This is a genomic window from Heyndrickxia sp. FSL W8-0496 (genome assembly GCF_038007825.1).
Taxonomy (GTDB): Bacteria; Bacillota; Bacilli; order Bacillales; family Bacillaceae_C; genus Heyndrickxia; species Heyndrickxia oleronia.
This window is the reverse complement of sequence record NZ_JBBOXX010000001.1, coordinates 194,033-205,000: the sequence shown is the minus strand read 5'-3', so window position 1 is coordinate 205,000 and position 10,968 is coordinate 194,033. Positions and strand designations below refer to the sequence as shown.

The window sequence follows — 10,968 nt, the reverse complement described above, 5'->3', positions numbered from 1 at the left end:
ACTTGGTTACTTCTTATATATCTAGTTTTCAAAGAACAAGGCTACTGATTTCAATCACATCATGATTAATCATCAGAGCGTTTGCTTCGTGCTGCCTTGCTCCGAGGTGAACCTAATCATCCTCGAATATGCATTGCCGCAGGAGCAATTATATTTTTATGTCATTAGAATCTTTTAAACAAGAAATCCAATGGACATTTTTTGAAGGATTGAACCTTCAAAACTGAACAAAACAGAAGACGTCTGAACCACGTAAGTGGTTTTCCATATTCCTTAGAAAGGAGGTGATCCAGCCGCACCTTCCGATACGGCTACCTTGTTACGACTTCACCCCAATCATCTGTCCCACCTTCGGCGGCTGGCTCCAAAAGGTTACCTCACCGACTTCGGGTGTTACAAACTCTCGTGGTGTGACGGGCGGTGTGTACAAGGCCCGGGAACGTATTCACCGCGGCATGCTGATCCGCGATTACTAGCGATTCCGGCTTCATGTAGGCGAGTTGCAGCCTACAATCCGAACTGAGAATGGTTTTATGGGATTGGCTAAACCTCGCGGTCTTGCAGCCCTTTGTACCATCCATTGTAGCACGTGTGTAGCCCAGGTCATAAGGGGCATGATGATTTGACGTCATCCCCACCTTCCTCCGGTTTGTCACCGGCAGTCACCTTAGAGTGCCCAACTAAATGCTGGCAACTAAGGTCAAGGGTTGCGCTCGTTGCGGGACTTAACCCAACATCTCACGACACGAGCTGACGACAACCATGCACCACCTGTCACTCCTGTCCCCGAAGGGAAATCCCTATCTCTAGGGAGGTCAAGAGGATGTCAAGACCTGGTAAGGTTCTTCGCGTTGCTTCGAATTAAACCACATGCTCCACCGCTTGTGCGGGCCCCCGTCAATTCCTTTGAGTTTCAGCCTTGCGGCCGTACTCCCCAGGCGGAGTGCTTAATGCGTTAGCTGCAGCACTAAAGGGCGGAAACCCTCTAACACTTAGCACTCATCGTTTACGGCGTGGACTACCAGGGTATCTAATCCTGTTCGCTCCCCACGCTTTCGCGCCTCAGCGTCAGTTACAGACCAGAGAGTCGCCTTCGCCACTGGTGTTCCTCCACATCTCTACGCATTTCACCGCTACACGTGGAATTCCACTCTCCTCTTCTGCACTCAAGTCTCCCAGTTTCCAATGGCCGCTTGCGGTTGAGCCGCAAGATTTCACATCAGACTTAAGAAACCGCCTGCGCGCGCTTTACGCCCAATAATTCCGGACAACGCTTGCCACCTACGTATTACCGCGGCTGCTGGCACGTAGTTAGCCGTGGCTTTCTGGTTAGGTACCGTCAAGGTACCGCCCTATTCGAACGATACTTGTTCTTCCCTAACAACAGAGTTTTACGATCCGAAAACCTTCATCACTCACGCGGCGTTGCTCCGTCAGACTTTCGTCCATTGCGGAAGATTCCCTACTGCTGCCTCCCGTAGGAGTCTGGGCCGTGTCTCAGTCCCAGTGTGGCCGATCACCCTCTCAAGTCGGCTACGCATCGTCGCCTTGGTGAGCCGTTACCTCACCAACTAGCTAATGCGCCGCGGGTCCATCTGTAAGTGATAGCCGGAGCCATCTTTCAATTCTCCTTCATGCGAAGGAAAAAGTTATCCGGTATTAGCCCCGGTTTCCCGGAGTTATCCCAGTCTTACAGGCAGGTTACCCACGTGTTACTCACCCGTCCGCCGCTAATCATCAGGGAGCAAGCTCCCATCAGATTCGCTCGACTTGCATGTATTAGGCACGCCGCCAGCGTTCGTCCTGAGCCAGGATCAAACTCTCCAAAAAGATGTTTGATATAGCTCTTTATAAATAAAAGTAATTCATTGACGTTTCGTTTTGTTCAGTTTTCAAAGATCAATTATTTTCCAAAAGCAACTTTTATAATATATCACTTCTGAACTTCCTTGTCAACAACTTTTTTAACGTTGTTAACGACATATATTAATATACCAGGATATTAAATTTTGGTCAACCCTTTTTTTCTCTCTCCCTTTAATTTTTTTATCTCTACATTTTTTCTTTCTTCTTTGTATCTATTATATAGTTCATGCATTCATTATGAGGTGCCACACGAGTAAACAGTGAAAATAAAATTTTATACCTCTCCTTCATCGCTCGCTTTACAATATGATCAATTCGTTCGTCCTCTAAATCATATAAAATTTCATCCATCTCTCTTTTTAATAAATACTGAATTTCTAATTTTTCTTTTTCATGAATTATTATCCCGAACAATCTATTCAACCCCTTTTTTATAATAAACGTAGTTTTTTCCAAAATTACCGGATTTATGAGAAAAAAATTTATTAGTCATAAATAATAAATGGCCAAGCATACAATTCAATAAGGACTTGTCTATCAAATAAAATATTTACAACAAAAAGGAGATTGCTGAGGTAGGAGGAGATACATTGAATTTTTTTATGATTTTGAGTGGGAAAAGATTAAAAAACTTTTTATTTATTGCATTACTATCGTTATTTACTGCCCTTTTCTTTTATTCACAAACTACTTCACAGGTTGCTGTATTTTCAACCAATGAAGGACCCAAAGCGATCTATAAAGGGGAAAAAGGAATTGCTTTGACCTTTAATATAGGTTGGGGGGATCAAAAGGCCGAACCGATTATTGATACTCTTGTGGAACATAACGTAAAATCAGCTACATTCTTCTTGTCTGGTTCTTGGGCTGAGCGCCATCCAGACATAGTTGATAAGATTATAAAAAGTGGATATGAAATTGGTAGTCTTGGATATGCCTATGAAGATTACACTGATTTAGAAACAGAAAAAATTCGCAAAGACATAGTAAAAGCACAAGAGGTGTTTAAAAAGTTGAATGTGAAAAATATTAAGCTTCTTCGAGCACCTACAGGTCATTTTGATAAAAAGACTTTAAATGTTGCTGAACAATTAAATTTAACTGTTGTCCATTGGAGTATTAATTCAGAAGACTGGACGAACCCAGGAGTCCATCAGATTGTAAAAAACATTGAAAAGGCAAAAAATGGAGATATTATTCTTATGCATGCATCAGATGCAGCAAATCAAACAGAAAAAGCTTTGCCATCTGTTATTGAATCACTTCATAAACGAGGGACATTTACTAATGTTTCAGATATGATCGCAAATGGAAAGGTAAAAACCACACTCATCAACTAACATCACTTAAAAGCAAAACGCTCAGAGTATATTTACATCCATTAGAATGTTTTCTAATGCGAATGTTTATAATAAAAAAAAGACGGTCTCAACAGAATTAATACCGTTGGGACCATCTTTTTATTTTTTCTTTTTGTTATTAGATTTCTTAGCTGTAGTTGGCGCATTAGACTTATTTTTCTTCTCGTTTAAGATCGCTCGTTCCTCTTCGGATCGTTTTAAATATTTCGGAAGCATTAGTATTTGATAAGCATTACAAATAACGAGAGGGAATAACATTAAATACACCCAGCTTTTTTCGTTCACACGTAATACAGGAATCCATTCCAAAATGGTTACAACGACCATAAAAAATAGGGCAGGAATGAAAGTCGTTCTTTTTCCCTGCTGTGATTTAAAATAAGCAACAATTAATCCAGCAATTAATATAAATATCGCCAACGCAATATAAGGAACTAAACTTTCATTTGGCTTCGCAAATTTTTCAAACCGGAAATAAATTAAATCGAATAATGCAAAAATCGTTAAGACAAGTTGAACTCCATTCCATAAAGTTGCTGATCGAAAAATACCTAATCCGAATTGGTGAATAGTCAAATAAGCAAAATAACCGACTTGACTAATTACACTAAAAATGAGCCCGACCCCAATCAACCATATAAAAGTAGATAAAATGGATCCAATCTTAAAATGAATAAAATAGTCCTGAAATTCACTCCAACGAATAATAAATCCTAAGACACCGGTTGTTATACCACCCCATGCTAATGTCGTAAAAAATAATCTTACCCAATTTCTGCTTGTCAATGGGATATCCTCCAATAATTATCATAATTAAGCCACATGCTTAAAAACTTCATCTTTTTTGATTTTACCAAGCACTGTATGAAAAATCTAGAAATTACCCCCTTATTGAATAATTCTTTTCATTAGAACCATATTAACTATATAAGACATCTTTATAGGGGAGAGCTTTTCCTATGAAAAAAATAGTTATCCTACTTTTATGCTGTACATTCCTTTCCGCTTGCTCGGGTAATCCAGGAAGCGAGCAAATGGATTATGACAAAACAAAGAAAATGATTGTTGATATACTTAAAACCGATGAGGGAAAAAAAGCCATACAAGAAATCTTGACCGATACACAAATGAAACAAAAGCTAATTATGGATCAAGCCGTAGTGACTGATACAATTGAAAAAACATTAGTATCAGAAAAGGGAAATGAATTTTGGAAAAAATCCTTTAAGGATCCTGAATTTGCAAAATCCTTTGCTACAGGAATGAAAAAGCAGAACGAAGAGTTACTAAAAAAATTAATGAAGGATCCCGAATACCAAGGAATGATGATAGATATTTTAAAAGATCCTGAATATCAAAAGGAAATGCAGGATTTACTTAAAAGCAAGGATTTCCGAAAACACATTCAATCAACCATCGAAGATACACTCGAGAGCCCTCTCTTTAAAGCAAAAATACAAGAAACATTGTTGAAGGCTGCTAAAGAAATGGAAGGTAACCAAGGATCCCAGAAACAAGGTCAAAATGGCAGTGGTGGAGGAACGCAAGGCGGTGGAGGTGGGCAAGGTACTTAATTTCACCGTGTCTTTAACAGAAAATAAGGGTGCCATCCAATATGGTACCCTTATTTATTTTGCTTTGGCTTTATTTATTAAGTAGATCAATCATTTTCTTTGCAATATCTCCATAAATTTTACCCAACTTATGGTCTGCTGCATAAATTGAAGGTGCAAAGTCTTCCTCATCCCAATCAGGTTGTTGTAATGGTAACTGACCTAGTAGCTCCGTACGTAGTTCTTCAGCTAACTTTTCTCCTCCACCACGTCCAAATACATATTCACGTTCACCAGTAACCTTACTTTCAAAATAAGACATATTTTCAATAACACCTAAAATTTCATGGTCTGTTTTTAAGGCCATAGCGCCCGCTCGTGCCGCCACAAATGCAGCCGTCGGATGTGGAGTGGTGACAATAACCTCTTTACAGTGTGGCAACATCGTATGTAAGTCTAATGCTACATCACCTGTTCCAGGAGGAAGGTCAAGTAATAAATAATCCAATTCTCCCCATTCCACTTCACTGAAGAAGTTATTAAGCATTTTTCCTAACATAGGTCCACGCCATATAACAGGTGCATTATCTTCTACAAAAAATCCCATAGAGATGATTTTTACGCCTAGTCTTTCAACAGGAATAATCCGATCCCCCCGTACGACTGGACGATTGGTGACTCCCATCATATCTGGGACACTAAAACCATAAATATCTGCATCAATAAGCCCCACCTTTTTTCCTTGACGAGCAAGAGAAACAGCCAAATTTACTGAAACAGTTGATTTACCTACTCCACCTTTTCCGCTTGCAACTGCAATAAAGGTTGTTTTATTTGTTGGTGATAATAGGTTATTATTTTCTTCTGCTGGCATGGAGCCTCTAAATTTCTGTAATACCTCTTCAGGAAGCTCAGCAAATCGAATACCTACTGTTTTAGCCCCTGCCTCTTTTAGTGTATTTACTACTAGTGTTTGCATTTGCAATTGTTCACTTGTCCCAGTTTTGGCTATGGCAAGCTTAACACTTACATGTTCTTTCTCTTCCTTTACCTTAATTTCTAAAATGCCGTTTGTCTCTTCTAATGTTTTATGTAGGAAAGGATCTTGTATACCTTTTAATAGATTAAATACCTGCTGCTCTGTTATCACTTCAAACACCATCCTTGATGTGAATTCGGTTACACCCCTACAGTATATCATAATTTCATTTAATAAGCGGTGTTAATGATCGAATCATCAATCAAATTGAAAAGGCTGTTTTCGTATCGTTTGTTGCTTTTGTAAATACCCAACTGCAGGTAGAGTTTGCAACTCTTTCCTCGGAGAAATGAAAGATATAGCAGTCTTCATGAAATAAAACTTCCCTAAATACAACCATGTTTGAGAAAGAGCCAATTAAAAAGGCAATCGAGAACATGTCGATTACCCTACTTTAAATCCTTTTCATTTGAAAAGTATCTCATAATTCCATTATAAATCGATGCCGAGACCTTTTCCTGATATTTATCACTTTTTAAATTCTCACGTTCAGTTGGATTCGATAAAAAACCAACCTCCACTAACGCACCTGGTTTTTTTGCATTTTTTACAATATAAATATTTTTAAGAAGCTTTGCTTCTCGGTCAGTATTTTCAAGATTTCTTATTAATTCGCTCTGGATGAATTTTGCTAATCGTTTATTTTCGATTAAATGTGGCGAATAAAAAGTTTGTGCCCCGCTCCATCTAGGTGAAGGAATAGAATTAAGATGAATGCTTAAATATAGATCAGCTTCGGATTCATTGATCATATCTAGTCGCGTTCTTAAATCCTCAACTTTTCTTCTACTTATTCCTTTTGTTTCAGGATCTGCTAAGTCACTATCATCCTCTCTCGTCATCATGACAAGAGCACCCTGCTCCTGTAAATATTCCTTAATTTTTTTTGAAATGCTTAAAGCAATATCCTTTTCAAGTGCATCTTCATCTCCAGCCCCACCGTCTGGCCCGCCATGCCCTGGATCTAAAATAATTACTTTTCCTGACAAAGGCAGATTCCACGATTCCCATGTATCCCTCTGGAAAAATTGAAATTGAAAGAGCAAAAATAAAAGTAAGGCTCCTAAAATAAAACTGATGACTTTGATCTTCCGCTTCATCCATAACCTTCCCTTCCCATTCTTCTATTCCAAAGATATGGGACAAGGTACAGGTTTAGAACATAAAATTAATGAAGTCTAAGCTTCCTTCTTTGCTCTCCCTTTGTGAACCCTTCCATCCACCAAATATCAACAAATCGTTCACAGGAATAATATATCGATTCTTGGATGAAGCCTTGATCGCCAAATTTCCAATACAGCCAAAAATTATAAAGAGTATCGGTTAAATGTCTAATTTCATTTTCACAGCGCTTCTTTGCCTGCTCAATAGATTCTCCGTAATGACCAAAACGACTATACTGTCCTCCTAATAAAAATGCCTCAATGGCTACATCATAACAGCCTTCCTCTACACCTTGTTGTAACCATAATCCACCCTCAATTCTCTCTGAACCAAAGTATTCCTGGACACTTTTCTTTAAACTTTGTATTGATAACTCTTTTAAGAGTTTTCTTTCATACTTGATCTGTCTTTCTCGTCTTTTTGCATTAAAGCTTGTAATTACATTCATTAATTTCACTCCTCCCATTACCTATTTTTCAACTAACCCCTCTTTCTAATTCACCTTATAAGCGTCAATCATTACCATATAAAGAAAAGCTTGTACTTACCCCATGAGCAGAGATATAGAGTGTTTTTCATATTCTAGAGGAATCGACATAAACTAAGGAAGGACATTTAGATAGGAGACGTTATTATGAGATGCTTATTATTCATTCTTTGTCTTACATTAATCTCACTACAAAGCCATTTTGAAGTACTAGCAGATTCAAAAGGACGCTTTGATTTTGAAAAAACAGGGCGAGTCTTCTGGGAGGTACATTCAAAGGAAAAATTGGTAGCACTCACATTTGATGATGGACCTCATCCACTTTATACACCACAGATTTTAGATATATTAGAAAAATACGACGCAAGAGCCACATTTTTTGTAATTGGTAAGAACGCTGAAAAGTATCCAGACATTATAAGAAAACAAGTGGATGCAGGTCATGAGATAGCGAATCATACCTACCAGCATGATTATGATATACATGTTTCTGCAACAAAATTAGAACAGGAAATCAAAAAGACCTCCAACATTATATACAGCATTACTGGTTATGCCCCTTCTCTCTTTCGTCCTGTTGGAGGATACTACAACGATACTATCGTTAAAACAGCTCTAAAAAACGATAATTATGTCATTATGTGGGGGTGGCATCAGGATACAAAAGATTGGAGTCAGCCTGGTACAAAGAAGATTATTCATAATGTGATTTCAGATACAAAACCAGGAGATATTATTCTTCTTCATGATTCTGGAGGAAATCGAACACAAACAGTAGAAGCTTTAGATAAAATTTTAGCTGTGTTCAAAAAGGAAGGGTACGAATGTGTAACCGTATCAGAATTACTGTATAGAACTCAACCCACTCTACCGGTGTCACTTCGAATTTTCTTGCACTTTTAAACAAGAAGTTTTCGTATCGTTTGTTGCTTTTGTAAGTAAATACCCATTGTAGTTCAGTTAATCAACATTCGTTTTTTTTATTGAAGGTAAAACTACACACATAACTAGATAATCTTCACCTTCCTATAGTGCATGAATACTTTAGCTATGGGAGGTGACAAAATGAAAGGGATATATATGGATGATCCCTCTCAAAGAGATCAACTCAATGAATGGGAAAAAGAAACGCTTATGAAATTTTCGGCAAAAATGAAAGATAAATTAAAACCCTTTCCATGCATCCCAGCCACCATTGGGTTCTCACTAAACCAATTACGATACTGCTTTATCGGTGACCCGAGAGAAATAACCACAATACATGAACTTGCAAAAATATTAAGTACGTACTCTGAAATTTCAAGGGAGATTGGAAATTACACATCACTCATCGTCTTTTTTGAAACGTCTGAGGATTTAAAAGCAACATATACAGTTCAAGATTATGAACAATTATTTTGGCAACATCTTAACAGCTTAAATAGAATGGACCATATGGATTGGCCTATAGAGATACCTAATGATCCACATCATCCCTATTGGGAGTTTTGCTACAATGGGGAGAAGTATTTTATGTACTGCGCTACACCAGCACATGAAAAGCGAAAAAGTAGACACTTTGATGGAATGATGCTTGCCATCACTCCACGCTGGGTTCTCCAAGAATTTAATCAATTGCCGACACGTGCAAAAGGAATCACTAAACAGATTCGAAAGAGGCTGTTAAAATATGATTCCATCGGAGTACACCCTGATTTAAATAGCTTTGGTTCTAAAAATAATTATGAATGGAAACAGTATTATCTTCGTGACGATAATACAACATTATCGAAATGTCCGTTTCACCAAGCAAATAACTTTCCAAAGCTTGAAAAAAATTAATATTATTCATAATAAGCCCCTGTAGTCGCATCTACAGGGGCCTTTCTAGTTGGTTCTCTTAAATGATCTTTCTTTTATTTAGGCTGTTTTTGTATAGTTTTTTGCCTTTTTTAAAAGCAACAGAGCCTATGACCTATGCAAATCCCATTTATCAAGTTATAAATTCAACTAATTGTAAAATATGGGAAAGTTCTAGAATCCTTCATTTATCGATGTTACTATTTTAAAGGTAAAGGCTACCAAATACATATGAAGTTTTTTATAAATCACTAGGAGGTAGAAATGGAACAAGGGCTTATTGAGCAATTGAATGAGTGGCATGAAGCAGATAAACATCAGCAAATTGTCGATTTGCTTTCAGCAATTGCTGATGAAGAACGGGACTATGAATCGATCAGCCTTTTGGGTAGAGCCTATAACAATTTGGGGCATTACGAAGAAGCGCTCTCTCAATTTGATAAAATTTCTGAGGCCGGCAAACAGGATTCTATCTGGAATTATCGGGTAGGCTTTGCTCTTTATTATTTAAAACGATATGAGGAAGCAGCTCAAGTTTTCAGCAGGTCAGCTCAAATAGAGCCTGGTGTTCAAAGTACGGAATACTTTTTAAGACAGAGCATTCATAAAGCAGAGAAGCATAAAAGCGAAGAACTCCGGCTTGCCAAGAAGAAACCCTCCATGGAACGTGGCTGTTCGGTTAAGGAGAAGGCTCTTTTTTCTGATATGTTTTTAGCTGATTTCTGGGAGGACAGCGAGTATGCAAGAGAATCTTATCAATCTGAGCAACCTACAGTTGAACTAATTGATTCGATCGAGAAAGAGCTTGGTTACAAGCTTCCATCCTCTTATATCCATCTGATGAAGCATCAGAATGGTGGAGTGCCGAAGAACACCAACTTTCCAACATCAGAGCCAACTTCCTGGGCGGAGGATCATATTGCCATTACAGGGATTATGGGAATTGGTCGCGAGAAAAGCTATTCACTGTGCGGGGATCTGGGTAGTCCGTTTATGATTGAGGAGTGGGGATATCCTGATATTGGCGTGGTGATCTGTGATTGTCCTTCAGCCGGTCATGATGTCGTCATGTTAGACTACCGTGCATGCGGTAAAGATGGTGAACCTGAAGTTGTTCATGTCGATCAAGAAGATGATTATGAGATTACCTTCCTTGCCGAGAATTTTGAAGAGTTTATAAAAGGCTTAGTTAGCGCAGAACAATATGATACTTCTGAAGAAGATAAAGAAGAAGACCTGGATAAAGTAGCACACGGTAAATTTTCTCCACTGCTGGAGGAACTGTGCTCTCGGATAACCGAAGTGGATCAGATTGAACAGAAAATCCGCAGTATATGTACAGAGGTTGTCGAAGAGAAAGGCCATTTTTCTTTTCATGCAGATGAATTATCGTATGTCATGTATGATGTGCAGTTTTGGTTATATACGAAGTCTTATCCAGACACCAGTCGCGAACAATATGTGGCAGCCTACCAGAACATAATTGCTTTTGGCGGAGAATTCAGTCAAGGCGGATATGCTCCCTCCTTCATTACAGATTGGCTTGCCCACCGCATCAAGGAAGGACGGATTGTACAGAATCACGGGATTATTCGGTTTACCAATTCATATGCAGAGGAAGTAATGAATAGGTTAAAAGAAGCCTAATCTTTGATCAAG

General features: G+C 38.4%; 10 protein-coding genes and 1 rRNA gene. 5 read left to right on the top strand and 6 right to left on the bottom strand.

Annotation, left to right across the window (positions count from 1 at the left end; all coding sequences use genetic code 11):
* Positions 1-277: 277 nt before the first annotated feature.
* Both NST63_RS01210 and NST63_RS01205 read right to left on the bottom strand, forming a co-directional pair.
* A 16S ribosomal RNA gene (locus NST63_RS01210) occupies positions 278-1,830 on the bottom strand.
* Between the two features lie 222 nt (positions 1,831-2,052).
* Positions 2,053-2,280 (bottom strand): hypothetical protein, encoded by a 228-nt coding sequence (locus NST63_RS01205; RefSeq protein ID WP_058006009.1) that lies wholly within the window; start codon positions 2,278-2,280, stop codon positions 2,053-2,055.
* Positions 2,281-2,456: 176 nt separating this feature from the next.
* Here NST63_RS01205 and pdaB point away from each other — a divergent pair, with 176 nt between their 5' ends.
* Positions 2,457-3,206, top strand: a complete 750-nt coding sequence (pdaB, locus tag NST63_RS01200) for a polysaccharide deacetylase family sporulation protein PdaB (protein ID WP_071976272.1) — start codon at positions 2,457-2,459, stop codon at positions 3,204-3,206.
* A gap of 120 nt (positions 3,207-3,326) precedes the next feature.
* Here the strand turns inward: pdaB and NST63_RS01195 are convergent, their stop codons facing one another.
* Entirely contained in the window at positions 3,327-4,013 is a 687-nt protein-coding gene (locus NST63_RS01195; protein ID WP_071976271.1) for a KinB-signaling pathway activation protein, read from the bottom strand.
* A 173-nt stretch (positions 4,014-4,186) separates the two neighbouring features.
* On the opposite strand from NST63_RS01195, the gene gerD reads away from it, so the two are divergent.
* Complete coding sequence (gene gerD / locus NST63_RS01190) at positions 4,187-4,801, top strand: spore germination lipoprotein GerD (protein ID WP_058006006.1); 615 nt, start codon at positions 4,187-4,189, stop codon at positions 4,799-4,801.
* 70 nt (positions 4,802-4,871) lie between these two features.
* On the opposite strand, the gene NST63_RS01185 is transcribed toward gerD, so the two are convergent.
* From NST63_RS01185 to NST63_RS01175, 3 genes are all read right to left on the bottom strand, one after another.
* Positions 4,872-5,930: an Mrp/NBP35 family ATP-binding protein gene (locus NST63_RS01185; RefSeq protein ID WP_071976273.1), complete on the bottom strand. Its 1,059-nt coding sequence runs from the start codon at positions 5,928-5,930 to the stop codon at positions 4,872-4,874.
* A gap of 278 nt (positions 5,931-6,208) precedes the next feature.
* A complete protein-coding gene (gene cwlD, locus NST63_RS01180) occupies positions 6,209-6,919 on the bottom strand; it encodes an N-acetylmuramoyl-L-alanine amidase CwlD (RefSeq protein WP_058006005.1) in 711 nt (236 codons plus the stop codon).
* A 68-nt stretch (positions 6,920-6,987) separates the two neighbouring features.
* Entirely contained in the window at positions 6,988-7,431 is a 444-nt protein-coding gene (locus tag NST63_RS01175; protein WP_058006004.1) for a YbaK family protein, read from the bottom strand.
* A gap of 186 nt (positions 7,432-7,617) precedes the next feature.
* On the opposite strand from NST63_RS01175, the gene NST63_RS01170 reads away from it, so the two are divergent.
* The 3 genes from NST63_RS01170 to NST63_RS01160 all read left to right on the top strand — a co-directional run bounded on the left by NST63_RS01170 (position 7,618) and on the right by NST63_RS01160 (position 10,956).
* Positions 7,618-8,373 (top strand): polysaccharide deacetylase family protein, encoded by a 756-nt coding sequence (locus NST63_RS01170; protein WP_212946410.1) that lies wholly within the window; start codon positions 7,618-7,620, stop codon positions 8,371-8,373.
* A 162-nt stretch (positions 8,374-8,535) separates the two neighbouring features.
* Positions 8,536-9,291, top strand: coding sequence for a YqcI/YcgG family protein (locus NST63_RS01165; protein WP_212946411.1), 756 nt, complete (start codon positions 8,536-8,538; stop codon positions 9,289-9,291).
* Between the two features lie 282 nt (positions 9,292-9,573).
* The gene (locus NST63_RS01160; protein ID WP_341041078.1) at positions 9,574-10,956 is read left to right on the top strand and encodes an SMI1/KNR4 family protein; all 1,383 of its coding nucleotides are present in this window, start codon (positions 9,574-9,576) and stop codon (positions 10,954-10,956) included.
* Positions 10,957-10,968: the final 12 nt, after the last annotated feature.